22 protein-coding genes and 1 tRNA gene are annotated in these 22,759 nt (G+C 67.3%); 10 read left to right on the top strand and 13 right to left on the bottom strand.

The genetic code is table 11. The annotated features are described in order from the left end of the window. Positions 1-44: 44 nt before the first annotated feature. From ACWMMN_RS05645 to ACWMMN_RS05630, 4 genes are all read right to left on the bottom strand, one after another. Positions 45-1,034: a beta-ketoacyl-ACP synthase III gene (locus ACWMMN_RS05645; protein WP_034186497.1), complete on the bottom strand. Its 990-nt coding sequence runs from the start codon at positions 1,032-1,034 to the stop codon at positions 45-47. After that, positions 1,035-2,141: a phosphate acyltransferase PlsX gene (gene plsX / locus ACWMMN_RS05640; protein ID WP_006476507.1), complete on the bottom strand. Its 1,107-nt coding sequence runs from the start codon at positions 2,139-2,141 to the stop codon at positions 1,035-1,037. A gap of 129 nt (positions 2,142-2,270) precedes the next feature. Then, positions 2,271-2,450, bottom strand: coding sequence for a 50S ribosomal protein L32 (gene rpmF / locus ACWMMN_RS05635; RefSeq protein ID WP_006051932.1), 180 nt, complete (start codon positions 2,448-2,450; stop codon positions 2,271-2,273). Positions 2,451-2,548: 98 nt separating this feature from the next. Next, complete coding sequence (locus tag ACWMMN_RS05630; protein ID WP_059235376.1) at positions 2,549-3,184, bottom strand: DUF177 domain-containing protein; 636 nt, start codon at positions 3,182-3,184, stop codon at positions 2,549-2,551. A 230-nt stretch (positions 3,185-3,414) separates the two neighbouring features. On the opposite strand from ACWMMN_RS05630, the gene ACWMMN_RS05625 reads away from it, so the two are divergent. Then, positions 3,415-4,047 carry a Maf-like protein gene (locus ACWMMN_RS05625; RefSeq protein ID WP_059235378.1) on the top strand — a complete coding sequence of 211 codons (633 nt, stop codon included), beginning with the start codon at positions 3,415-3,417 and terminating at the stop codon, positions 4,045-4,047. Then, positions 4,044-4,766, top strand: coding sequence for an SAM-dependent methyltransferase (locus tag ACWMMN_RS05620; RefSeq protein WP_059235380.1), 723 nt, complete (start codon positions 4,044-4,046; stop codon positions 4,764-4,766). Before ACWMMN_RS05625 ends, ACWMMN_RS05620 begins: the two co-directional genes overlap by 4 nt. Positions 4,767-4,824: 58 nt before the next feature. Here ACWMMN_RS05620 and ACWMMN_RS05615 read toward each other — a convergent pair whose 3' ends face one another. From ACWMMN_RS05615 to ACWMMN_RS05600, 4 genes are read right to left on the bottom strand one after another with little or no spacing between them, the layout of a single operon-like run. Then, the gene (locus ACWMMN_RS05615) at positions 4,825-5,817 is read right to left on the bottom strand and encodes a S49 family peptidase (RefSeq protein WP_059235382.1); all 993 of its coding nucleotides are present in this window, start codon (positions 5,815-5,817) and stop codon (positions 4,825-4,827) included. Between the two features lie 12 nt (positions 5,818-5,829). Further along, on the bottom strand, positions 5,830-6,231 hold the full coding sequence (locus tag ACWMMN_RS05610) for a Rieske (2Fe-2S) protein (protein ID WP_059235383.1): 402 nt from the start codon (positions 6,229-6,231) through the stop codon (positions 5,830-5,832). After that, on the bottom strand, positions 6,228-6,887 hold the full coding sequence (locus ACWMMN_RS05605; RefSeq protein ID WP_059235386.1) for an HAD-IA family hydrolase: 660 nt from the start codon (positions 6,885-6,887) through the stop codon (positions 6,228-6,230). Before ACWMMN_RS05605 ends, ACWMMN_RS05610 begins: the two co-directional genes overlap by 4 nt. A gap of 5 nt (positions 6,888-6,892) precedes the next feature. Then, positions 6,893-7,897, bottom strand: a complete 1,005-nt coding sequence (locus tag ACWMMN_RS05600) for an RluA family pseudouridine synthase (RefSeq protein ID WP_059235388.1) — start codon at positions 7,895-7,897, stop codon at positions 6,893-6,895. A 722-nt stretch (positions 7,898-8,619) separates the two neighbouring features. On the opposite strand from ACWMMN_RS05600, the gene ACWMMN_RS05595 reads away from it, so the two are divergent. The 6 genes from ACWMMN_RS05595 to ACWMMN_RS05570 all read left to right on the top strand — a co-directional run bounded on the left by ACWMMN_RS05595 (position 8,620) and on the right by ACWMMN_RS05570 (position 15,894). Then, a complete protein-coding gene (locus tag ACWMMN_RS05595; RefSeq protein WP_486423075.1) occupies positions 8,620-11,802 on the top strand; it encodes an Rne/Rng family ribonuclease in 3,183 nt (1,060 codons plus the stop codon). Positions 11,803-11,932: 130 nt separating this feature from the next. Next, positions 11,933-13,045 (top strand): GTP 3',8-cyclase MoaA, encoded by a 1,113-nt coding sequence (moaA, locus tag ACWMMN_RS05590; protein WP_486423074.1) that lies wholly within the window; start codon positions 11,933-11,935, stop codon positions 13,043-13,045. A 28-nt stretch (positions 13,046-13,073) separates the two neighbouring features. Beyond that, on the top strand, positions 13,074-13,691 hold the full coding sequence (gene mobA / locus ACWMMN_RS05585) for a molybdenum cofactor guanylyltransferase MobA (RefSeq protein WP_174993490.1): 618 nt from the start codon (positions 13,074-13,076) through the stop codon (positions 13,689-13,691). 110 nt (positions 13,692-13,801) lie between these two features. Beyond that, positions 13,802-15,097, top strand: coding sequence for a molybdopterin molybdotransferase MoeA (gene moeA / locus ACWMMN_RS05580; protein WP_486423073.1), 1,296 nt, complete (start codon positions 13,802-13,804; stop codon positions 15,095-15,097). Between the two features lie 39 nt (positions 15,098-15,136). Next, positions 15,137-15,412 (top strand): hypothetical protein, encoded by a 276-nt coding sequence (locus ACWMMN_RS05575; protein ID WP_006476519.1) that lies wholly within the window; start codon positions 15,137-15,139, stop codon positions 15,410-15,412. Beyond that, positions 15,409-15,894 (top strand): GNAT family N-acetyltransferase, encoded by a 486-nt coding sequence (locus ACWMMN_RS05570; RefSeq protein ID WP_174993488.1) that lies wholly within the window; start codon positions 15,409-15,411, stop codon positions 15,892-15,894. The genes ACWMMN_RS05575 and ACWMMN_RS05570 overlap by 4 nt, the downstream gene beginning before the upstream one ends. Before the next feature lie 104 nt (positions 15,895-15,998). Here the strand turns inward: ACWMMN_RS05570 and ACWMMN_RS05565 are convergent, their stop codons facing one another. From ACWMMN_RS05565 to pncB, 5 genes are all read right to left on the bottom strand, one after another. Beyond that, positions 15,999-17,477 (bottom strand): DNA recombination protein RmuC, encoded by a 1,479-nt coding sequence (locus tag ACWMMN_RS05565; RefSeq protein WP_059235401.1) that lies wholly within the window; start codon positions 17,475-17,477, stop codon positions 15,999-16,001. Continuing rightward, entirely contained in the window at positions 17,474-18,463 is a 990-nt protein-coding gene (locus tag ACWMMN_RS05560) for a 2-hydroxyacid dehydrogenase (protein WP_486423072.1), read from the bottom strand. The genes ACWMMN_RS05565 and ACWMMN_RS05560 overlap by 4 nt, the downstream gene beginning before the upstream one ends. A gap of 81 nt (positions 18,464-18,544) precedes the next feature. Further along, entirely contained in the window at positions 18,545-19,975 is a 1,431-nt protein-coding gene (locus ACWMMN_RS05555; protein WP_059235404.1) for a sodium:proton antiporter, read from the bottom strand. A gap of 43 nt (positions 19,976-20,018) precedes the next feature. Further along, a complete protein-coding gene (locus tag ACWMMN_RS05550; RefSeq protein ID WP_059235406.1) occupies positions 20,019-20,681 on the bottom strand; it encodes a LutC/YkgG family protein in 663 nt (220 codons plus the stop codon). An 88-nt stretch (positions 20,682-20,769) separates the two neighbouring features. Further along, complete coding sequence (pncB, locus tag ACWMMN_RS05545) at positions 20,770-21,969, bottom strand: nicotinate phosphoribosyltransferase (protein WP_059235408.1); 1,200 nt, start codon at positions 21,967-21,969, stop codon at positions 20,770-20,772. Between the two features lie 287 nt (positions 21,970-22,256). Here pncB and fdxA point away from each other — a divergent pair, with 287 nt between their 5' ends. Both fdxA and ACWMMN_RS05535 read left to right on the top strand, forming a co-directional pair. Next, positions 22,257-22,580 carry a ferredoxin FdxA gene (gene fdxA / locus ACWMMN_RS05540; RefSeq protein WP_059235411.1) on the top strand — a complete coding sequence of 108 codons (324 nt, stop codon included), beginning with the start codon at positions 22,257-22,259 and terminating at the stop codon, positions 22,578-22,580. Positions 22,581-22,676: 96 nt separating this feature from the next. Continuing rightward, a tRNA-Asn gene (locus tag ACWMMN_RS05535) sits at positions 22,677-22,752 on the top strand. Positions 22,753-22,759: the final 7 nt, after the last annotated feature.

The following is a 22,759-nucleotide window of genomic DNA, read 5'->3' as shown; positions in this document are numbered from 1 at the left end:
GGCGCGCCGATGGGATCCGCGCGCAGCTTGTCGCGCGCCGCGGATCAGAAGCGGAAGACCGACGCGCCCCAGGTGAAGCCGCCGCCGACGCCTTCGATCAGCACGTGCTGGCCACGCTGGATGCGACCGTCGCGCACCGCGGTGTCGAGCGCCAGCGGGATCGACGCGGCCGACGTGTTGCCGTGCTGGTCGACCGTCACGACCATGCGCTCCTGCGGCAGGCCGAGCTTGCGGCAGGTGCTGGTCATGATGCGGATGTTGGCCTGGTGCGGGATCAGCCAGTCGATCTGCTCGGGCGCGAGATTCGCCTTCGCGAGCGCCTCGATCGCGACCTTTTCGAGCACGTTGACCGCGAGCTTGAACACGGCCTGCCCGTCCATGTACAGGAACGCGCTGCCCTCGATCACGCCGCGGTTGACGTTACCCGGCGTGCAGAGGATGTGCGAATAGCTGCCGTCCGCGTGCAGCGCGCTGCCGAGCACGCCCGGCTCTTCCGATGCGGACAGGATCACCGCGCCCGCGCCGTCGCCGAACAGCACGCAGGTCGTGCGGTCCTTGAAGTCGAGAATGCGCGAGAACGTCTCCGCGCCGACCACGAGCGCCGTACGGTGCTGGCCGCTGCGGATGAAGCTGTCGGCCGTCGCCATTGCATAGGCGAAGCCCGAACACACGGCCTGCACGTCGAATGCCGCGCCGCCGTTCTTGATGCCGAGCTTGTTCTGCAGCAGGCACGCGGTACTCGGGAACACGAAATCGGGGGTCGAAGTCGCGACGATGATCAGGTCGATCGACTGCGGATCGACACCGGCTGCTTCGATCGCCCGACGCGACGCCTCGAGCGCGAGATCGCTCGTCGTGACGTCCGGTGCGGCGAAATGGCGCGCATGGATGCCCGTGCGCGCAACGATCCACTCATCGCTCGTCTCGATGCCTTCCTTCGCAAGACGATCGGTCAACTGCTGGTTCGTGACGCGGTCGGGCGGCAGGTAGCTGCCCGTGCCGAGCACGCGGGAATAGAGAGTCGATTGGGCCATTTATGCTTTAGAGGATTGCGCAGCGGAAGGTTCGGCGTGATGGCCTGCGGCCGGGCTTGCTTGGCCCGCGCCGCCCGCGTCGTGTTCGCCGTCGCCGAGCGACACTGAATTATCCGCCATCGCGCGCGCGAGGCGCTCCAGCACGCCGTTTTTGACGGCATCATACCCGCGTTTGATCGCCCACTCAAACGCGTAGGCGTCGGCCGAACCATGGCTCTTGATCACGAGACTCTTCAGCCCCAGCAACGCTGCGCCGTTGTACTGGCGGTGGTCGACGCGCTTCTTGAAACGCATCAGCACCGGCAGCGCGAGCAGCGCCATCAGCTTCGACATCAGCGAACGGCCGAACTCCTCGCGGATGATGTCGGACAGCATCTGTGCCAGCCCCTCCGACGTCTTCAGCGCGACGTTGCCGACGAAGCCGTCGCACACGATCACGTCGACGGTGCCCTTGTAGATGTCGTTGCCTTCCACGTTGCCGCGGAAATTGAGCGTGCTGGCGCGCAGCAGTTCGCCTGCGCGCTTGATCGTCTCGTTGCCCTTGATGACCTCTTCGCCGATGTTCAGCAGGCCGATCGTCGGGCGTTCCTTGCCTTCGAGCGCGGCCACGAGCGCGTGCCCCATCTCCGCGAACTGCAGCAGGTGCTGCGGTTCGCAGTCGACGTTCGCGCCGAGGTCCAGCATCATCGTGTAGCCGGTCGGGTTCGGCAGTGCGAACGCAATCGCGGGCCGCTCGATGCCGGGCAGCGTCTTGAGTACGTAACGGGAAACGGCCATCAGCGCGCCGGTGTTGCCGGCGGAGATACAGGCCTGCGCCGCGCCTTCCTTGACGTGGTTGAGCGCGACGCGCATCGAAGAATCCTTCTTCTTGCGCAGCGCCACTTCGACAGGGTCGTCCATCGCCACGACTTCGGTGGCGGGAACGATGGTCAGCGCGGGATCGTCGAGGGCTTTCAGCTTCTTCAGCTGAGCGCGGATCGCGCTTTCGATGCCGACGAGCATCAGGTGCGCATCGGGATGCGCGCGGACGAACTTGACTGCCGCGGGAACGGTCACGGACGGGCCGTGGTCGCCTCCCATGCAATCGATAGTGAGCTTTACGGTCATGGAATGCGACGAATTTCAGGCACAAAAAAGCGGCAGTTGAATGCCGCCTTTTTGTTGCGCCAGGAAAGTGTCAAGCGAACCAGTTGTCACGCGAACGGCGAACGTAGCGCGCAACGCGTGACTTGACGCTTAGTCGTTCTTCGTCTTGACGACTTTCTTGCCGCGATAGTAGCCGTTCGGGCTGACGTGGTGACGCAGATGCACTTCACCCGTGCTCGGCTCGACTGCCAGCGGCGCTGCCGTCAGGAAATCGTGCGAACGATGCATGCCGCGCTTCGACGGCGACTTCTTGTTTTGCTGGACTGCCATGACTAACTCCTAAATAATTTTCCGGATTCTAACACAGCCCGATCCGGCGCTTAACTACCCTGGCCCAAAGCCCTTACGCCTTCCCGCGCCACAACTGCTTAGTGTTTCTTGGTGCCGTCACCGTCCTTCTTCAACGCTTCCAGCGCTGCGAACGGATTCGGCCGTTTGCCTTCGTCCCCGGCTTCGTCGGACTCCTCGTCCGTCTCTTCCGCGGGACCGCTCGCACCCGACACGAGGCTTTCGTGAACTGCCGGGCAAACCTCGTGCTTGGGCACGAGCGGCAACGAAAGCAGCAATTCCTCTTCGATCAAGTCGACGAGATCGAACTGGCGTGAGCCCACGATCACATCGGCTTCATCGTCGTCGAGCGGAAATTCTTCAGCTTCTTCTTCGGTCGCGACGACCCGGTACGTCATGTCGACGCCGAACGCCTGGTCGTACGGGGTCATGCAACGCTGGCACGTGAGCCACGCATGGCCATGCACCGCGAGGCGCAGGTACGGTTGCTGCCCATCGGCGCCGTCGTCCTGCAACTCCTTCTGCGTGAACCCTTCCGCCTGCCAAGTGAAGACCGTGTCGCGATCTGGCGCGTCCGCCGGCACTTCGTTTAACATGCGCGGCAGTTGCGAGAGGTGCACCGCTCCTGCTGCCTGCCGCCCGCTGCGGGCGAACTCGAACAGGTCGACCGCGTGCGGATCAAGCGCCGCCGCAGGTTTGCCAGAAGAAGTGTTCATGTGCGCTCCTGCCTACAGGCTGACTTGCGAATCCGGCTTGCTACCGCTCGCGTACGGCTCATCCGCGGATGACGTACTTTACTTCCGAAGACCCGGCAGGCGCCACCACAACGAAAGCCTGCCGACGAAAAGCGGGAAAGCATACCTGTTTTACCTTTTGCGGTCAATCACTTAAGCTTGCGTCCGCGCAACGCCGCGCCACACCTGACGACTCACCGATCCAACCGACCATGCCGGATACCGTTTGCCGCCCGCCGCGGCTGATTCTCGCCTCCAGTTCCCGTTACCGCCGCGCGCTCCTCGAGCGCCTCGGCGTGCCGTTCGACGTCCTGTCGCCCGACCTCGACGAAACCCCGCTTGCCGGCGAAACGCCGGCCGCGACCGCGCTGCGCCTCGCCGGCGCGAAAGCGCGCGCGGTGGCCGCGACGCTCGACGCGCCGGACGGCGTGCTCGTGATCGGGTCGGACCAGGTCGCGACCTTCGACGGCCTGCAGATCGGCAAGCCCGGCACGCATGAGCGCGCGCTCGCGCAGCTCGTGTCGATGCAGGGCCGCGAAGTCGAATTTCATAGCGCGCTGTGCCTGTACGACAGCCGCACGGACGAAGCCCAGGTCGAGGACGTCGTCACGCACGTGCGCTTCCGCTCGCTGCCCGAGGCCGAACTCGACGCCTACCTGCGCGCGGAAACGCCGTACGACGTCGCCGGCAGCGCGAAATCCGAGGGGCTCGGCATCGCGCTGCTCGACGCGATCGACTCCGACGACCCGACCGCACTCGTCGGCCTGCCGCTGATCGCGCTCACGCGGATGCTGCGCGCCGCCGAATACCCGCTGTTTGCAACCACCCGTGGAGACCGCGCATGACCGCCGGCACGCTTTACCTCGTCCCGAACACGCTCGGCGAAGGCGACGAATCGATGCTCGCCGCCGTGCTGCCCGCGGCCGTTCAGGCTCGCGCCGGCACGCTCGGCTACTACATCGGCGAGAACGCGAAGACGACGCGCGCGTTTCTGAAGAAGATCGGCACGACGCGCCCGATCCAGGAAATCGAGATCAGCGAACTGAACGTCAATACGCCGGCCGGCGCCATCGACCGGCTGCTCGCGCCGATACTGGCCGGCGCGGACGCCGGCCTCGTGTCGGAGGCCGGCTGCCCGGCCGTCGCCGATCCCGGCGCGCTGCTGGTGCGCCGCGCACACGAGCGCGGCGTGAAGGTCGTGCCGCTCGTCGGGCCGAGTTCGATCCTGCTCGCGCTGATGGCGTCGGGCCTGAACGGCCAGAGCTTTGCGTTCAACGGCTACCTGCCGGTCGATGCGGCCGCGCGCGCGAAACGCCTGCGCGAACTTGAGCAACTGTCACGCAAGGCGCGCCAGACGCAGATCTTCATCGAAACGCCGTACCGGAATCAGGCGATGCTCGACACGCTGGTCGCGACCTGCGCGCCGTCGACGCAGATCTGCGTCGCGGCCGATCTGACCCTCGCGACCGAGACGATCGCGAGCCGCACCGTGACCGACTGGAAAAAGGCGCCTGCGCCGAATCTGCACAAGCGCCCCGCAATCTTCCTGCTGCTCGCGAACTGAAGCCGCGGCCGATGAACTAGTGACTCGGGGCGGGCCGTTGCGGCCCGCCGCCGGCCAGTCAGCGCAGGCTGACCGATGCGCCGCCGGCCGTCAGCGCCTTCATTGCGGCGCCGCCGACGGCCGCGCCAAACTTGCGGGCGACACGGTTCGTCAGGCTTTCCTTCACCGTGTAGTCGACGAGATCAGGCGCCTTCAGCACGTCGCGCGCCACCGTGTCGGTCGTGCCGTAGCCGTCGGCGAGCCCGAGCTCGACGCTCTTCTCACCGGTCCAGAACAGGCCCGAGAACATGTCGGGCGTCTCGTGCAGCCGCTTGCCGCGGCCATCCTTCACGGCCTTGATGAACTGCGCGTGCACCTGGTCGAGCAGCGCCTGCGCATGCGCATCCATCTTCGGCGTTTCCGGCGAGAACGGATCGTAGAAGCCCTTGTTCTCGCCCGACGTATGCAGGCGGCGCTCGACGCCGAGCTTGCCCATCAGGCCGGTAAAGCCGAAACCGTCCATCAGCACGCCGATCGACCCGACGATGCTCGCCTTGTCGACGAAGATCTTGTCGGCCGCGGCCGCGATGTAATAGCCGCCCGAAGCGCACATGTCGGTCACGACGACGTACAGCGGCTTGTCCGGGTGCTTCGCACGCAGCCGCCGGATCTCGTCGTAGACCATGCCGGCCTGCACGGGGCTGCCGCCCGGGCTGTTGATCCGCAGCACGACGCCGGCGGTACCGTCGTCGTCGAATGCGGCGTCGAGCGCCGTGTTGATGTCGTCGGCATTCGCATTGACGCCGGCCGCGATCTCGCCGTCGATCGTCACGAGCGCGGTATGCCGCCCACTCGACGAGAATTTCGAATCGCTCGAGAAATCGATCAGCGCGAATGCGAACAGCACGAACACGCCGAGGAACGCGAAGCGGAAGAAGATTTTCCAGCGCCGTGCCGCGCGCTGTTCCTTGACGGCCGCGAGCGCGATCCGCTCGAGCGCCGCGCGCTCCCAGTTCGGTTCACGGCTGTCGGGACGGGAGGAGGATTCCGGGGAATTCGGTTGGTCGGCCATGCAGTGGTGTCGTCAGTCGGTCGTGGCGGGAGTGGCGGGATGCAGGTCGGCATCGGGCACCCAGAATACCGCACGGCCGTCGGGCGTGTCGCGTTCGTCGACCTCGACCGGCCGCAGACGGCCGCCGCGGCACGGGCCGCCGACGCATTTGCCGGTATCCGGTGCATAGATCGCGCCGTGCGTTGCGCACATCAGATAGAGGCCCGACGACTCGAAGAACTGCCCTTCGGCCCAGTCCAGCTCCATCGGTACGTGCGCGCAGCGGTTCAGGTAGCCGTACGCACGACCGTCGTAGCGCACGAAGAACACGACGGCCTGCTCGCCGCGCAGCGTCGCATCGACGCGCACGCCGGCGCCGCCGTCGCTCAGCGCGTCCGATGCGCACACGCGCACGGCGTCCGGCGCCGCGCTCATGCGTGCTCCCGCAGCCATGCGGCCAGCGCCGCGACATCGGGCGCAACAAAGCGCGGCGCGAGCGCCGCCAGCGCATCGGCCGTGTGCGCGCCATACGCGACACCGACGCCCGCCGCACCGGCGCTCGCGGCCATCTGCAGGTCGTGCGTCGTATCGCCGATCATCACGGTGCGCGCCAGGTCCTGCCCCAATTCCCGCGACAACTCGTGCAGCATCGCCGGGTGCGGTTTCGAGAACGTCTCGTCCGCGCAGCGCGTCGCATCGAACAGGCTCGTCAGTTTCGACTGGTCGAGCACGCGGTTCAGCCCCACCCGCCCCTTGCCGGTCGCCACCGCGAGCAGGTAGCCCGTATCGCGCAGCTCGGCGAGCAGTTCCCGCACGCCGGCGAACAGCTCGATGCGCTGGTCGTCGAGCAGATAGTGATAGCGGTAGCGCTCGGCGAGTCGCGAGTACTCGGATGGATCGAGGGTCGGAGCGGTAATCTGCAGCGCATCGCGCAGGCCGAGGCCGATCACGTAGCGCGACGCCTCGTCGGACGGCGTAGGCAGGCCGAGATCGCGGCATGCGGCCTGGATGCTGTGCGCAATGTGCGCAGTCGAATCCATCAGCGTGCCGTCCCAGTCGAAGACGATCAGGTCAAATTGCTGTCGGGCCATGCGGTTCAGGCGGTATCGCGCAATGCGCTGAGTTGATCGAGGAAGCGCCGGCATTCGTCCGGCAGCGGCGCGTCGAACTGCAGCGCCTCGCCAGTCAGCGGATGGGCAAGCCGCAGCCGGTGCGCATGCAGGAACATCCGCTTCAGCGACGGTTGCGCGTTCGCACGCGCCAGCGCCTTGTTCAGTGCGAAATCGCCATACTTGGCGTCGCCGGCGATCGGCAGGCCGAGATGCGCGAGGTGCACGCGGATCTGATGGGTCCGACCCGTTTTGAGTTCCGCTTCGACGAGCACATAGTCGGACCAGCGGTCGACGAGGTTGAACACCGTATGCGACGGCAGCCCGTCGTCCTGCACGCGCACGCGGCGCTCCCCTTCCGGAGTCGAATACTTGAACAGCGGTGCCTTCACCGCGCGGCGGCGGCCCCAGTCGGGCTGCCATTCGCCGTGCGCGCACGCGAAGTAGCGCTTGTCCATCCGGTTCTCGCGGATCTGCTCATGCAGGCCGACCAGCGCCGTGCGCTTCTTCGCGAGCATCAGGACCCCGGACGTCTCGCGGTCGAGCCGGTGCACGAGTTCGAGGAATTTCGCGCGCGGGCGCGCCTGGCGCATCTGCTCGATCACACCGAACGCGACGCCGCTGCCGCCGTGCACGGCGACGCCGGCCGGTTTGTCGATGACGAGCATCGCGTCGTCCTCGTACAGCACGTCGAAATTGGCCGGCGGCACGATGAGCGTGTCGGCGCGCGCGAGGTCCGCCGCCGCCACGCGCACGGGCGGCACGCGGACGATGTCGCCCAGGGCCAGGCGGTACTGCGCATCGATCCGACCCTTGTTCACGCGCACTTCGCCGCTGCGGAGGATCCGGTAAATATGGCTTTTCGGCACGCCTTTACAGACGCGCAACAGGAAGTTGTCGATCCGCTGACCGGCCGAGTTTTCGTCGATCTCGATCATCGATACCTGGCCGCTTGCGACTGAATTCTGGGATATTTTGCCTAACTCATTCATACTGAATATAATTTTGCCCAGCCTGACGTTGAGGGTGGCCTGACCGGCCGGCCCCGACCGAGTCGGGCAAGGCGCAAGCGGAAACCGTTATTTTACTTGCGCCGGGGGTCTGCTGCTCGCCCCTAATCAAAGAGATGCAGCAAGTTGCACGCACGGCGCCGCCCGTCGGCAAGGATCGCGCCCACAGGCGGATTCGGTCGGCAAGGCGCCGCGGTAACGGAAAGTTGGTTGAAAAGAATTTGATCGGCAGCCCGACGGCGCGAGGTGCGTCCGCAGGCTGCCGGTTGCGAAAATTACGGCGTTGCGCCCGATTTGGTCCCGCGAAGCGTGCGGGGCTTGGCGACGTCAAACCAGGGAAGTACACCCCAAGCGGGAAAGTCGGGCTGGATTCGATACTCCCCGCTGCGGCCCAAGCCGCAGCATCTGCCGCCCGTCGGTGCGCGCGACGCATTGCGCGCGCCCGTGGCAATGCCCGGACTCAGGCTTAGCGCGCTTTTGCAGCGTGCGGTGTGTGAACGCCGTGCTTTGAAACCGTATTCGCAGGTGCCCTATGGCCGCCGGCCCCATGTTTCGGGCCCAAGCGCCTCTTCAGGCAATTCTCCCCGCCATCGTTCCCGCTCCAGCGTGCTTGTGACAACACAACAAGGTGCGGCCTGCCGTCGTTCCCGCCCTCGCGCCTGACAACCGCGAGGCGCCGGCAGCGGAGCCGCCTGGAGTCGTTCATGAAACGCATGCTGTTCAATGCGACGCAGCAGGAGGAGCTGCGCGTCGCCATCGTCGATGGGCAAAAGCTCATCGACATCGACATCGAGACAGCCGGGCGCGAACAGCGCAAAGGCAATATCTACAAAGGTGTCATCACCCGCATCGAGCCGTCGCTCGAAGCGTGCTTCGTCAACTACGGCGAAGACCGCCACGGCTTCCTGCCGTTCAAGGAAGTCGCCCGCCAGTACTTCAAGGAAGGCATCGACATGCGCTCCGCGCGCATCCAGGATGCCCTGCGCGAAGGCCAGGAGCTGATCGTCCAGGTCGAGAAGGAAGAGCGTGGCAACAAGGGCGCCGCCCTCACCACCTTCATCTCGCTCGCCGGCCGTTACCTCGTGCTGATGCCGAACAATCCGCGCGGCGGCGGCGTGTCGCGCCGGATCGAAGGCGACGAGCGTCAGGAACTGCGTGAAACGATGGCGCAGCTGCAGATTCCGGACGGCATGAGCATGATCGCCCGTACCGCGGGCATCGGCCGCAGCGCCGAGGAACTGCAGTGGGACCTGAACTACCTGCTGCAACTGTGGCGCGCGATCGAAGCGGCATCGCAAAGCGGCAATGCCGGCCAGCCGATGCTGATCTACCTGGAATCGAGCCTCGTGATCCGCGCGATCCGGGACTATTTCCAGCCCGATATCGGCGAAATCCTGATCGACACGAACGAAATCCACGATCAGGCCCGCGCATTCATGGACATCGTGATGCCGGACAACGTCGCAAAGGTGAAGCGCTACCACGACGACGTGCCGCTGTTCTCGCGCTTCCAGATCGAGCACCAGATCGAAACCGCGTACTCGCGCACGGTGCCGCTGCCGTCGGGCGGCGCGATCGTGATCGACCACACCGAAGCGCTCGTCGCGATCGACGTGAACTCGGCGCGCGCGACCAAGGGCGCCGACATCGAGGAAACGGCGACCCGCACGAACCTCGAAGCGGCCGACGAAGTCGCCCGCCAGCTGCGCCTGCGCGACCTCGGCGGCCTGATCGTGATCGATTTCATCGACATGGAATCGGCCAAGAGCCAGCGTGAAGTCGAGCAACGCCTGAAGGACGCGCTCAAGCACGACCGTGCGCGCGTGCAGATGGGCAAGATCTCCCGCTTCGGCCTGATGGAACTGTCGCGCCAGCGCCTGCGTCCGGCCCTGTCGGAAGGCAGCCACGTGACGTGCCCGCGCTGTAACGGCACCGGCCACATCCGCGACACCGAATCGTCCGCACTGCAGGTCCTGCGGATCATTCAGGAAGAAGCGATGAAGGAAAACACCGCGGCGATCCACTGCCAGGTGCCGGTCGAGGTGACCGCCTTCCTGCTCAACGAAAAGCGTCAGGAAATCAACAAGATCGAGTCGCGCTTCAAGGTCGGCATCGTGCTGATCCCGAACAAGCACCTCGATACGCCGCACTACAAGCTCGAGCGCCTGCGTCACGACGATGCGCGCCTCGACGATCCGCGCGCGTCGTGGAAGATGGCCGAGGAAGCCGCTCGCGAACTCGAGTCGGAAACCGGCTACAGCAAGCGCGCCGCAGAAGTGAAGCCGAAGCAGGAAGCCGCGGTCAAGGGCATCACGCCCGAGCGTCCGGCCCCGAGCCCGGCACCGCAGCGCCCGGTCGAACCGGTTGCCGCGCCCGCCCCTGTCGCCGCGGCAAGCGGCGGCTTCATCGGCTGGCTGAAGGGCCTGTTCGGCGTGTCGCCGGCACCGGCGCCCGCACCGGTTGCTCCGGCACCGGCGAAGGAGCAGGCAGCCCGCCCGGCCCGCGAGCGGACCGAGAAGACCGAGCAGCGCGGCGGCGATCGCAACCGCAACCGTCGCGGCGGCACGCAGCAGGCGCAAGGCGGCCGCGACCAGACAGCGGCAGGCCGTGGCCAGCCGCAACGCCAGGAGCGCGAAGGCAAGGAAGTGCGCGAGCCGCGTGAAGGCCGCGAGCCGCGCGAGGGTCGTGAACTGCGTGAAGGCCGTGAACCGCGTGAAGGTCGCGAAAACCGCGAAGGTCGTGAGGGCCGTGGCCCGCGCGAAGGTCGCGAACCGCGCGAAGGCCGCGAGCCGCGCGAAGGCCGTGAGCCGCGTGAAAGCCGTGAGCCGCGTGAAAGCCGTGAGCCGCGTGAAAGCCGTGAGCCGCGCGAAAACCGCGAGCCGCGCGAGCGTGCCGAGCAGCCGGAAGGCGTCGAGGCAGGCGGCCGTGGCGAGCGCCAGGAACGCGGCGAGCGTCGCGAGCGCCGCAAGCCGACTCAGCATGCGGCCACGCTCGAAACCGTCACCCGTGGCGAAAACCACCCGGAAGCGGAAGACGACAAGGCCGTTGCAGAGGCCCTGCCCGACGCCGAGCTGGCAGCCGATTCGGAAGCCGGCGCGCGTGACGGCGAAGAACGCCGCCGCCGCCGCCGCGGCCGTCGCGGCGGTCGTCGCGAGCGCGAGGAAGACGGCGCAATCGTCGACCAGGCCGAGCAAGGCGCGGATGACGAAGCCGCCGTGCAAACTGTGACGCAGGCAGCACCGGCTGCCGCCGAACCGGCCCACACGGCCGCACCGGCAGTCGTCGCAGCCGTGGCAAGCGCCGTCGTCGTGGAAGCCGTCGTCGAGCAGCATGCTGCCCCGGTCGCGGTCGAAGCCCAGTCGGCACCGGCACACGCCGAAGCCGCTCCGGCCGCCCCGGTCGAGCCCGCCGTCGCTGTCCAGGCAGCAGAACCGGCACCGGTCGCCCCGGCCGTCGTGGAAAGCGGCCCGGCACCGGTCGCGGTTTCGCCGACCGACGCGTTCGAAGTGCCGGCAGTCCCGGCGGCGGCCCCGGCCGCTGTCGAGGCGCCGCAATCCGCACCCGTCGAGCAAGCCGCACCGGCCGCGACGACCGAAGCCGCTCCGGTGGCTGTCGAGCCGGCACCGGTCGAAGCTGCACCGGTCGAGGCTGTCGCAGCACCGGCACCGGCTCCCGCGCAATCGGCAGCCGCGCCCGCTTCGGCGAGCCTGGATGTTGTGCTGGAGCAAGCCGGCCTCGTCTGGGTGAACACGGACGCCGACAAGTTCGCAGCTGCGCAGGAAGCCGCGTCGCAACTTCCGCGCGCAGCCCGCGTGCCGCGCGAACGCAAGACGCTGCCGCCGGCCGATACGGCCCCGATGCAGCAGGTCGAAACGACGCATCACTAAGTCGCATCGCCTGACCAGGAAAAGCCCGCCCCCCGGCGGGCTTTTTCATGTCCGCGCTGCGGGTTTCCGCCCACCGGACCAGCCGGCCGCTTGCGGCTAAAATAGAAGTCCGGTTCGCACTTCATTCACCATGTCCCGACGCATCATTCCTCTCGCCGACGTCAGCGGGATGCCGGACGTCTCCGGCGTCGCGCATGCCCCTGACGGCACGCTGGCCGACACGTTCGCCAGGCCGCTGCGCGACCTCCGCATTTCGGTGACGGACCGCTGCAACTTCCGCTGCGTGTACTGCATGCCGCGTGCGGTCTTCGACAAGGACTACCCGTTTCTGCCGCACAGCGCGCTGCTCACGCACGAGGAAATCGAACGTGTGGCGCGGCTTTTTGTCGCACACGGCGTCGAGAAGATCCGCATCACGGGTGGCGAGCCGCTGCTGCGCAAGAATCTCGAATTCCTGATCGAGCGCCTTGCGCGCCTGACGACGCACGCCGGCCGCCCCCTCGACCTGACGCTGACGACCAATGGCTCGCTGCTCGCGCGCAAGGCGCGCGCGCTGAAGGACGCCGGGCTCACGCGCGTGACGGTCAGCCTCGACGCGCTCGACGACACGCTGTTCAAGCGCATGAACGATGCCGAATTCGCGAGCGCCGACGTGCTCGACGGCATCTTTGCCGCGCAGGCCGCGGGCCTCGCGCCGGTCAAGGTCAACATGGTCGTGAAGCGCGGCACCAACGTCAGCGAGATCCTGCCGATGGCCGAGCGTTTCCGCGGCACCGGCGTGATCCTGCGTTTCATCGAATACATGGACGTCGGCACGTCGAACGGCTGGAACATGACCGAGGTGCTGCCGTCGGCCGACGTCGTCGCACGGATCGCCGAACATTTCCCGCTCGTGCCACTCGAGCCGCACACGGCGGCGGAAACCGCACAGCGCTGGGGCTATGCGGACGGCAGCGGCGAGATCGGCGTGATCTCGAGCGTCACCCAGGCCTTCTGCGGCGACTGCACGCGTGCGCGGCTGTCGACCGAAGGCAAGCTGTACCTGTGCCTGTTCGCATCGACCGGCCACGACCTGCGCGCGCTCGTGCGCGGCGGCGCGAGCGATACCGAAATCGCGACCGCGATCGCGCGCATCTGGCAGGCCCGTACCGACCGTTATTCGCAGCTGCGGGGCAGCGCGTCGGCCGAAGCCCTGCCCGACGGCGCCGGCAAGCGCGTCGAAATGTCCTATATCGGCGGCTGACGCGCGCCGCCCTTTTCGCCTTCGTACGATGCCCGCTTCCGCATCTCCGTCGATCGCCGGCCTGCTGCTCGCAGGCGGGCGCGGCACGCGCATGGATGGTGTCGACAAGGGCCTGCAACTGCTCGACGACACGCCGCTCGCGCTGCACGTGCTGCGCCGGTTGTCGCCGCAGGTCGACGAGACGCTGATCAGCGCGAATCGCCACGCCGATCGCTATGCCGAGCTGGGTGCGCCGTTCGGCGCGCGCATCGTCGCCGACGAAACGCCCGACTTCCCCGGCCCGCTCGCGGGCCTGCTCGCCGGCCTGCGGGCGGCGCGCGCGCCGCTCGTCGCGAGCTCGCCGTGCGACACGCCGTATCTGCCCGCCGACCTCGTCGCACGGCTGCACGCAGCGCTCGACGCCCAGCAGGCCGACATCGCGATGGCCGTGACCGTCGACGCGCAGCAGGTGCGCTCGCCGCAGCCGACGTTCGCGCTGCTGCGCACGTCGCTGGCCGACGATCTGGCGGCCCGGCTCGCGGCCGGCGACCGCAAGGTGCGTGCGTGGTACGCACGCCACAAGACGGTCGAAGTCGAGTTTCGCGACGAGCGTGCGTTTTACAATGCCAACTCCTGGCAGGAACTCGCCGCGCTGGCCCGCCGCTGAAGCGCCCGCGCCGTTCCCGCCCGGCGCCCGCCACACGCGCAACCCGCGCCCAGGGCCCCCCTCGCGCCACCGGCCACGAACCCGATACGCCTCGCGGCGCAGTCCGACTGATGATCACGCAATCCTCGCCCGCCTCCCGAACCGCACCCGATTCCGATGCGCCGCTGTCGCTCGCCGACGCGCAGGCGCTCGCGTGCCGTTTCGCGGTGCCGGTCGACGCGTGCGACACGGTGACGCTGCGCGACGCGCTCGACCGCGTGCTCGCGGCCGACGTGAACGCGCCGTTCGACATTCCCGCGTACGACAACTCGGCGATGGACGGCTATGCATTCGACGGCAGCGCCACGCACGCGTCGCCGCAGGGCGACGTCGCGCTGACGGTCGCCGGCACCGCGTTCGCCGGCCATCCGTTCGACGGCGTGACGGCAGCCGGTGCATGCGTTCGCATCATGACGGGTGCGCCGATGCCGGCCGGATGCGACACGGTGATTCCGCAGGAGCGCGTGCGCGTCGACGGCAACACGATCCGCTTCGCCGCGCACGACGTCGCGCGCGGCGCGAACTGCCGCAAGGCCGGCGAGGATCTCGCGCGCGGCGCCTGCGCGCTCGCCGCGGGCCGCATCCTGCGCCCGTCCGATCTCGGCCTGCTCGCCTCGTTCGGTTGCACCGACGTCACGGTGCGCCGCCGCGTGCGCGTCGCCGTGTTCTCGACCGGCGACGAACTGCGCGAGCCCGGCGAGCCGCTCGGCCGCGGCACGCTGTACGACAGCAATCGCGGGATGCTGATCGCGATGCTCGAACGGCTGCACGTCGACGCGATCGATCTCGGGATCGTCCGCGACGATCCGGCCGCGCTCGAAGCCGCACTGCGCGACGCCGTCGCCGCGCAGGCCGACGCGGTAATCACGTCGGGCGGCGTGTCGGTCGGCGAAGCCGACTTCACGCGCGACGTGATGGCGACACTCGGCGACGTGACGTTCGCGAGCCTCGCGCTGCGGCCCGGCCGCCCGCTCGCCTGCGGCACGCTCGCTCGCGCGGCCGGCGGCGCCGGACACGCACTGTTCTTCGGGTTGCCCGGCAATCCGGTCGCGTCCGCCGTGACGTTCTACGCGATCGTGCGCCCGGCACTGCTGACGCTGGCCGGCGCACCGACACCGCCGCCGGCCATGTACACGGCGCTCAGCACGCATGCGCTGAAGACACGCCCCGGCCGCACCGAATACCTGCGCGGCATCGCGACGCGCGCCGCCGACGGCCGCTGGCATGTCACACCGGCCGGTTCGCAGAGCTCCGCATCGTTGAGCAGCCTCGCGGCCGCCAACTGTTTCATCGTCCTGGGCCACGATACCGCGGCAGTCGACGCGGGCACCCCGGTCGACATCCTGCCGCTCGACGGCCTGATCTGAATTCCACTATCGGTATATCTCTACGGGGGCAATCCACACATGAAGAAACAAATCTCCTCGATCGCCGCGGGGCAGACCGCAAAGGCACTGATCCTCGTCTACCTGACGTTCAGCGTGCCGATCGTGCTGCTCGGCATTCTCGTCGCGTACATCCGCTACGGGATGGTCGAACTGAGCACGATCCTGAGCGCGCTGCTGCTGAACGCGATCCTCGGTTTCGTGCTGCTGTGGATCGCATGCCACGCGTACAACTGGGTCGCGTCGCGCTTCGGCGGCATCGAGATCGTGCTGTCCGATCCGCCGGAGGAAGCGTGAGCGGCATGCCGCGGATCCGCGCAGCCGAATCGCGCGACGTCGGCGCGATCCTCGCGCTGATGCGCGAGCTGGCCGAGTTCGAGAAGCTCACGGATCTGTTCGTTGCAACGGAAGCCGATCTCGCCGACGCGCTGTTCGGCGCACACCCCGCCGCCGAAGCACGGGTGGCCGAGCAGGACGGCGCGATCGTCGCGTATGCGCTGTTCTTCCACAACTATTCAACGTTCCTCGGCCGTCGCGGCCTCTATCTCGAGGATCTGTACGTGCAGCCGTCGCAGCGCGGCACGGGCCTCGGCACCGCGATGCTGCGTCACCTCGCGGCGCTGGCCGTCGAGCGCCGTTGCGGCCGCTTCGAATGGTCGGTCCTTGACTGGAACCAGCCCGCGATCGATTTCTACGAGAAGATGGGCGCAACCGTGCTGCCCGACTGGCGCATCGTTCGCGTAACGGGCGACGCGCTGGATACGCTCGCCGGACGATGAGCGCGGGCCGGCCGCGCCGGTGAACACGTCGGAAACTGCTTCAAAAGAAAACGGGCGCCTCGGCGCCCGTTTTTTTCGTTCCGGTTGCTGCCGGCAACCACACGTCACGCGTCGTCCGCATCGGCGCCATCAGCGCCTTCCGCACCGAGCAGCCCGGCCGCCGTGTCGCCCGGCAGCGCCTCGACCTGCTTCAGCTTGCGGCTCATCACGCGCGTACGCTGCTCGGCGGACTCGATCGAGCGCGTGACCGTTTCGAGCTGCGCCTTCGTGCGTGCGAGCACGTCGCCGAACTTGCCGAACTCCGTCTTGACCGCGCCCAGCACCTGCCACACCTCGCTTGAGCGCTGCTCGATCGCGAGCGTGCGGAAGCCCATCTGCAGGCTGTTCAGCAGCGCGGTGAGCGTCGTCGGCCCGGCAACCGTCACGCGATAGTCGCGCTGCAGCAGATCAGTCAGGCCGGGGCGACGCAGGATCTCCGCGTAGAGCCCTTCGGTCGGCAGGAACAGCAGTGCGAAATCGGTCGTGTGCGGCGGCGCGACGTACTTCTCGGCGATCGTGCGCGCTTCCTGCCGCACGCGCGCCTCGAGCGCACGGGCCGCCTCCTCGACGGCCACCGCATCGGCGCGCTCCTGCGCATCGATCAGCCGCTCGTAATCTTCGCGCGGGAATTTCGCATCGATCGGCAGCCACACGGGCGGCGCATCGCGCGTGCCGGCGTCGCGCCCCGGCAACCGGATCGCAAACTCGACGCGCTCGGTGCTCTTCGGCACCGTCGCGACGTTCTTCGCGTACTGGTCGGGCGTCAGCATCTGTTCGAGCAGCGCCTCAAGCTGCACTTCGCCCCAGGTGCCGCGCGTCTTCACATTGGTCAGCACCTTCTTCAGGTCGCCGACACCGGCCGCAAGCGTCTGCATTTCGCCGAGCCCGCGATGGACCTGTTCGAGCCGGTCCGACACGAGCTTGAACGATTCGCCGAGACGCTGCTCGAGCGTCGCATGCAGTTTCTCGTCGACCGTGCGGCGCATCTCCTCGAGCTTCGCCGCGTTGTTGGTCTCGATTTCCTTCAGCCGCTGTTCGAGCGTCGCGCGCACTTCGCCGATCCGGCGATCGTTCGCCTCGGTCAGCTGCGTGAGCTGCCGGTTCAACGTATCGCCGAACAGCCGCAGCGCGCCCGTCTGCTCCTCGCGCGCCTGCTGTGCCTGGCGCTGCACGCTCTCGCGCATCGCGTCGAACTGCTGCGCATTGCCGGCGACGAGCTTGCCGAGCTGCTGCGCAAAGCCTTCGATCTGGTTGTTCTGCACGGTCGCCACGCTCGTCAGCTGCGCGGCGAGCGTCTGCTGAAGCTGCGCAAAGCTGCCGGCCAGCTCGGTGCGCGAGCCGCGCGCGTTCTCGACGATCTCGCCGCGCAATTCGCGTTCGAGCCGCTCGACCGCACGCGCCTGCGCATGCGCGGCGTCCTCGATCTGGTCGCCGAGTACGGCCACATCATCGTGGCGGCCGCCGCCGCGCACAAGCGCGACGACCGCCACCGCGAGCGCAACGGCCAGCACGACGACCGCCGCAAGCAACAACGTCATCGTCATGCGCGCGGCTTCCCGATCACGTCAGGGTTGATCGGATTCGGCGGCTGCCCGGCGCGCGCCCCCTCGCCCAGTGCGGCGATCAGGTTGTCGGCAGCGAGGTTCGCCATCGCGCGGCGCGTCTTTTCGGTCGCGCTCGCGATATGCGGCGTCAGCACGACGTTCGGCACCTCGAGCAGCGCCGGATGCACGGCCGGCTCGCCCTCGTACACGTCGAGGCCGGCCGCGGCGATCGTCCCGTCGCGCAACGCGGCAGCCAGCGCCGCGTCGTCGACGATTCCGCCGCGCGCGATGTTGGTCAGCGTCGCCGTGGGCTTCATCTGCGCGAGCTCGACCGCACCGATCGTGTGATGATTCTCCTTCGTGTACGGCAGCACGAGCACGACGTGATCGGCACGTGCGAGCAGCGCCTCCTTCGACACGTACTCGGCGCTCAGCTCGGCCTCGATCTCGGGCGCGACCCGCGAACGGTTGTGATAGATCACCTGCATTCCGAAGCCGCGTGCGCGGCGTGCGAGCGCCTGGCCGATGCGGCCCATCCCGATGACGCCGAGCGTCGAGCCGTAGATGTCGGTGCCGAGGAAACCGTCGTATGCCCACTTCTGCCAGTGACCGGCACGCAGCCAGTGCTCGGATTCGGCGATCCGCCGCGCAGCAGCCATCATCAGCGCCCAGCCGAAATCAGCGGTCGACTCGTTCAGTACGTCAGGCGTGTTGGTGCCGAGCACGTTCGCCGCGTTGAACGCGGCCATGTCGAAGTTGTTGTAGCCGACCGCCATGTTCGCCACGACGCGCAGGCGCGGGGCCGCCGCGAGCGTCGCCGCGCCGACCGGGTCGCCGGCCGTCAGTGCGCCGTCCTTGTCGGCCAGACGCGCGGCGAGCGCATCGGGCGCGAGCGCGTCGCCGTTGTTCCAGTCGACCTCGAAATACTGCTCGAGCCGTTCGATCACGTCCGGAAAGATCGGACGTGCGACCAGGATCTTCTGCATCGCCATCTCCGTATGCTGCGGGCCGATCGAGACGCGCGTCGCGCCGCCGGGATCGCCCGCGCTGGGTTGAAAGTTGTCAGGTTACGCCGGGAAGAAGATCAGCGACGTCAGCAGGAACACGGGGACCAGAATCACGAGTGCCCAGCCGAGGTACGCAAAGAAGCTCGGCATCTTCACGCCGCGCGACTCCGCAATCGCCTTCACCATGAAGTTCGGCGCATTGCCGATGTAGCTGTTCGCGCCCATGAACACCGCGCCCGCGGAAATCGCGGCGAGCGTCGACGCGCCCGTCGTCATCAGCGCCTGCGCGTCGCCGCCCGCGAGGTTGAAGAACACCAGATAGGTCGGCGCATTGTCGAGGAACGACGACAGCAGGCCCGTCGCCCAGAAGTACATCGCATCGACCGGCTTGCCGTCCGGCCCCGTGACGAGATGGACGATCTGCGCAAACGCGCCGTCCGCGCCCGCGCGCAGGATCACGATCACCGGCGCGATCGTCACGAAGATCCCGGCAAACAGCTTCGCGACCTCCTCGATCGGCGCCCAGTTGAACGCATTGCCTTCACGCGCGGAACGCGGCGTCAATGCAAGCGACGCGAGCGTCACGCCCGCGAGCGCGACGTCGCGCACGAGGTTCTGCAACGCCACGTGCGTGCCCCACACGTCGAACGTGATGCCCGGCTTCCAGACGCCGCTCATCAGCACGAGCGCGATCACGGCCGCGAGCAGCACGAAGTTGATCTTGCCGTCGATCGACAGCGCCGCGCCGTCGGGTGTCGGGTCGAGCGCGGCCGGCCGCTCCTCGCCGCCCTTCCGGTAGAAGTACGTATCGAGCACGAAGAACAGCGTCAGCAGCACGACGCAGATGAACAGCATCGGCAACGCGAGATGCGTGGTGGTCCAGAAGAAGCTCACGCCGTTCAGGAAACCGAGGAACAGCGGCGGATCGCCGAGCGGCGACAGCGAACCGCCCGCGTTCGCGACGAGGAAGATGAAGAAGATCACGACGTGCACGACATGCTTGCGGTTGTCGTTCGCGCGCAGGAGCGGCCGGATCAGCAGCATCGCGGCACCCGTCGTGCCCATCACGCTCGCGAGCAGCGTGCCGAGCGCGAGGATCGCGGTGTTCAGCTTCGGCGAGCCGTGCAGGTTGCCGTTCACGCAGATGCCGCCCGCAACCGTATAAAGCGCGGTGAGCAGCACGATGAACGGAATGTATTCCTCGAGCAGCGCATGCACGAGCGTGCCGAACGCGGTGCCGGCACCGAACGCGAACGCGAACGGAACCAGGAATACGACCGCCCAGCCGGCGGCGATCTTGCCGAAGTGGTGATGCCAGAACACGGGCGCGACGAGCGGGAACAATGCGATCGACAGCAGGATCCCGGCGAACGGGATGCCCCAGAGTGCGGACAGCGTGGCGCCGTCGAGCGTGGCGGCCGATGCAAGCGCGGGAGCCGCGCCAAGCGCGATTCCCGACGCCATGCCCGCCCAGGCGGCATGTCGTTTCATGCAGAACTTCCTTGTTCGAGTGGTAGAGGATGCAGCGGGTGCGTCATGCGCCCCGTACGATGATCACGTGCACGCGGTACGGGCCGTGCGCACCCAGTACGATGGTCTGCTCGATGTCGCCCGTGCGCGACGGGCCCGACACGAAATTGACCGCGCGCGGCAATTCGCCGCGCTCCGTGCGAATCAGCGCGAACGCGTCTTCATGCCCGGCAACGATCCGCGAAGCCGGTACGATTGCGATGTGTGTTTCCGGCAACAGGCCGGCCGACGCATAGGTGTCGGGGCCGGACAGCAGCACCAGCGAACCCGTTTCGGCGGTCGCGCAAAAACAGCCGGTGAGGCCGACGAGATCGCCGTCGCGCGGCTTGCGGCATTCGACCGACAGGCCGGCGCCGGCCCAGTCGAAATCGGCCAGCGTGCGCCAGGCGACAGCCTGCGTCGGCAGGCCTTGAGCGGCAAGATAGCGGGCGGCGGCGGCGGGCGCGTCGGCCAGCGTCGCGACTTCGTCGATCGTGGTCGACAGGCGCGCCGCTTCGTCGACGAAGGCGGCGACGAGGTCGGCCGGCGCCGGCGGGCGCGGACCCTGCGGATGCCGTGCGAGGTAGTCGGTGACGCCGTCGCGCTCTGCTGCGTCGGGTTCGGCCGCGCGCCCCTGCGCCGCGCGGATGCGCGCGAGGATCTGGCGACGGGCAGCGGAAGTGTCCATGAACGGTCCTCGTGACGTTGGCGTGCAATACCGTCCGATTATACCGGCCACCCCTGCCGCCACGCACCTTCGGCCGAACGGCCGGTGCTTACTTCGACGCGTCTTCCTCGACCGGCTGCGCGATGCCGAACACCTGGCGCAGGTACGCGAGATACGCCTTGTCGTCGCACATGCTCTTGCCCGGCGAATCCGACAGCTTCGCGACCGGCTGGCCGTTGCAGCGGACCATCTTGATCACGATCTGCAGCGGCACGTAGCCGAGATCGTTGGTGAGGTTCGTGCCGACGCCGAACGCAAGCTTGCAGCGACCGCGGAACCGTTCGTACAACTGCATGACCTTCGGGATGTCGAGCGCGTCCGAGAACACGAGCACCTTGGTGCGCGGGTCGCAGCGGTTCGCCTCGTAGTGGCGCAGCATCCGCTCGCCCCAGTCGAACGGATCGCCCGAATCGTGGCGCGCGCCGTCGAACAGCTTGCAGAAGTACATGTCGAAGTCGTTCAGGAACGCATCCATCCCGTAGACGTCCGACAGCGCGATCCCGAGGTCGCCGCGGTATTCCTTCGCCCACATCTCGAAGCCGTAGATCTGCGAATCGCGCAGCCGCGGGCCGAGCGCCTGGCACGCCTGCAGGTACTCGTGCGCCATCGTGCCGAGCGGCGTGATGTCGTGCTTCATCGCGTACAGCACGTTGCTCGTGCCCGCGAACTGCGGGCCGAGCCCGTCGCGCAGCGTGAGCGCGACTTCCTCGTGCCAGACCTTCGAGAAGCGCCGGCGCGTGCCGTAGTCGGCGATCTTGCAGTCGGCGAACTCGGGCTTCGCGCCGAGCAGCGTGATCTTCTCGCGCAGCCGCTCGCGGCCCTCGCGATAGTCGGGCTCGCGCTGCGTGTTGCGAAAATAGACTTCGTTGACGATCGCGAGCACCGGGATCTCGAACAGGATCGTGTGCAGCCACGGCCCCTCGATCACGATGTCGATCTCGCCATGGCCCCTCGGCGACGGCGTGATCGAGATGTATTTCTCGTTCAGATGGAACAGCGCGAGGAAGTCGACGAAATCGCTCTTGATGAAGCGCATCCGCCGCAGGTAGTCGAGTTCGACGTCCGAAAAGCGCAGCGCGCACAGGCCGCGCACCTCGTCGCGGATCTCGTCGATGTACGGCACGAGATCGACGCCCGGCGTACGGCACCGGAAACGGTATTCGACGCTTGCGGCGGGAAAGTGATGCAGGACGACCTGCATCATCGTGAACTTGTAGAGATCCGTGTCGAGCAGCGAAGTGATGATCATGATTACGGCACCGCCAATATCGTGACAGGGCCCCGGCGCACCGCGCGCCGCCCGGTCTGCCGGTCATGTTACCCGAATGCGGGCCCGACCATCGCGAAACCGCCCGCCGCCCTGCCCCGTCGCGCCGGCGCCCGTGTGCGGGGATGGGCTTTGCCCACCCCATAAACTAATCACGAAACGATATAAGCCGGATAGCCGACCACGCCATGCGGGTTTTGCGCTTCAGTTACAATGCCGCTTTTGGCGCAAACGCCACCCCATATATACCGCCAAGCAGGAGCGTTTTAATGACTCACGTTGTGACCGAAGGCTGCATCAAGTGCAAATACACGGATTGCGTGGATGTGTGCCCGGTGGATTGCTTCCGTGAAGGTCCCAACTTTCTCGCCATCGATCCGGACGAGTGCATCGACTGCGCCGTGTGCGTGGCCGAGTGCCCGACCAATGCGATCTATGCCGAAGAAGACGTTCCGGGCGACCAGCAGCAGTTCACCGAGCTGAACGCCGAGCTGGCAAAGGGCTGGCCGTCGATCACGAAGACCAAGCCGGCCCCGGCCGACGCGGACGAGTGGAAGGACGTGCAGGAGAAGCTGCACCTGCTCGAGCGCTGATCGCGCCGCATAAAATTTTTGTGTGCCGCGGCCCAAAAGTGTTGACAGGTTAGCGAACACTCCATACAATCTCGTTTCTCTGCTGTTGTTGTTTGTTCCCCGATAGCTCAGTCGGTAGAGCGCCGGACTGTTAATCCGTAGGTCCCTGGTTCGAGCCCAGGTCGGGGAGCCAAAAACAC

The sequence above is a fragment of the Burkholderia cepacia complex sp. TUM26381 genome, from assembly GCF_057439935.1.
Note: the sequence above shows the minus strand (reverse complement) of the source record. Positions and strands in the feature narration are given on the sequence as shown.

Bases quoted from the DNA above. Each gene is read 5' to 3' on its own strand.
- ACWMMN_RS05625 (WP_059235378.1), top strand. From the start codon at position 3,415: ATGCCGGATACCGTTTGCCGCCCGCCGCGGCTGATTCTCGCCTCCAGT.
- rpmF (WP_006051932.1), bottom strand. From the start codon at position 2,450: ATGGCAGTCCAGCAAAACAAGAAGTCGCCGTCGAAGCGCGGCATGCAT.
- ACWMMN_RS05600 (WP_059235388.1), bottom strand. From the start codon at position 7,897: ATGAATGAGTTAGGCAAAATATCCCAGAATTCAGTCGCAAGCGGCCAG.
- mobA (WP_174993490.1), top strand. From the start codon at position 13,074: ATGCCCGCTTCCGCATCTCCGTCGATCGCCGGCCTGCTGCTCGCAGGC.
- ACWMMN_RS05565 (WP_059235401.1), bottom strand. From the start codon at position 17,477: ATGACGATGACGTTGTTGCTTGCGGCGGTCGTCGTGCTGGCCGTTGCG.
- plsX (WP_006476507.1), bottom strand. From the start codon at position 2,141: ATGACCGTAAAGCTCACTATCGATTGCATGGGAGGCGACCACGGCCCG.
- ACWMMN_RS05645 (WP_034186497.1), bottom strand. From the start codon at position 1,034: ATGGCCCAATCGACTCTCTATTCCCGCGTGCTCGGCACGGGCAGCTAC.
- moaA (WP_486423074.1), top strand. From the start codon at position 11,933: ATGTCCCGACGCATCATTCCTCTCGCCGACGTCAGCGGGATGCCGGAC.
- ACWMMN_RS05555 (WP_059235404.1), bottom strand. From the start codon at position 19,975: ATGAAACGACATGCCGCCTGGGCGGGCATGGCGTCGGGAATCGCGCTT.
- ACWMMN_RS05610 (WP_059235383.1), bottom strand. From the start codon at position 6,231: ATGAGCGCGGCGCCGGACGCCGTGCGCGTGTGCGCATCGGACGCGCTG.
- ACWMMN_RS05575 (WP_006476519.1), top strand. From the start codon at position 15,137: ATGAAGAAACAAATCTCCTCGATCGCCGCGGGGCAGACCGCAAAGGCA.
- ACWMMN_RS05615 (WP_059235382.1), bottom strand. From the start codon at position 5,817: ATGGCCGACCAACCGAATTCCCCGGAATCCTCCTCCCGTCCCGACAGC.
- ACWMMN_RS05605 (WP_059235386.1), bottom strand. From the start codon at position 6,887: ATGGCCCGACAGCAATTTGACCTGATCGTCTTCGACTGGGACGGCACG.
- ACWMMN_RS05550 (WP_059235406.1), bottom strand. From the start codon at position 20,681: ATGGACACTTCCGCTGCCCGTCGCCAGATCCTCGCGCGCATCCGCGCG.
- pncB (WP_059235408.1), bottom strand. From the start codon at position 21,969: ATGATCATCACTTCGCTGCTCGACACGGATCTCTACAAGTTCACGATG.
- ACWMMN_RS05560 (WP_486423072.1), bottom strand. From the start codon at position 18,463: ATGCAGAAGATCCTGGTCGCACGTCCGATCTTTCCGGACGTGATCGAA.
- fdxA (WP_059235411.1), top strand. From the start codon at position 22,257: ATGACTCACGTTGTGACCGAAGGCTGCATCAAGTGCAAATACACGGAT.
- ACWMMN_RS05595 (WP_486423075.1), top strand. From the start codon at position 8,620: ATGAAACGCATGCTGTTCAATGCGACGCAGCAGGAGGAGCTGCGCGTC.
- ACWMMN_RS05630 (WP_059235376.1), bottom strand. From the start codon at position 3,184: ATGAACACTTCTTCTGGCAAACCTGCGGCGGCGCTTGATCCGCACGCG.
- ACWMMN_RS05620 (WP_059235380.1), top strand. From the start codon at position 4,044: ATGACCGCCGGCACGCTTTACCTCGTCCCGAACACGCTCGGCGAAGGC.
- moeA (WP_486423073.1), top strand. From the start codon at position 13,802: ATGATCACGCAATCCTCGCCCGCCTCCCGAACCGCACCCGATTCCGAT.